Here is a 268-nt window from a genome sequence, read left to right on the forward strand (position 1 = left end):
GCCTTGAGATCCCCCCGCCGGGTGAAGGCATAGACCGAGCGCCCCTGATGACGGGCCACCTGCGCCACGATATGCGCGGCCGCGCCGAAGCCATATAGGCCGAGACGTTCGGCCTCTCCCGCCATCCTGAGGCAGCGATGACCGATGAGGCCGGCGCATAGAAGCGGCGCCATCTCCGCATCCGCTCCCCTCTCGCCGAGAGGGAAGACGAAATGTGCATCGGCACGCAGAACTCGGCATAACCGCCATCGATCGTGTAGCCGGTGAA

1 pseudogene is annotated in these 268 nt (G+C 65.7%); it reads right to left on the minus strand.

Going from position 1 to position 268, the window contains the following annotated elements:
• A pseudogene (locus tag CH341_RS36165) lies at positions 1–268 on the minus strand (alcohol dehydrogenase); the annotation flags it as partial.

This window comes from Rhodoplanes roseus (assembly GCF_003258865.1).
GTDB classification, from domain to species: Bacteria; Pseudomonadota; Alphaproteobacteria; order Rhizobiales; family Xanthobacteraceae; genus Rhodoplanes; species Rhodoplanes roseus.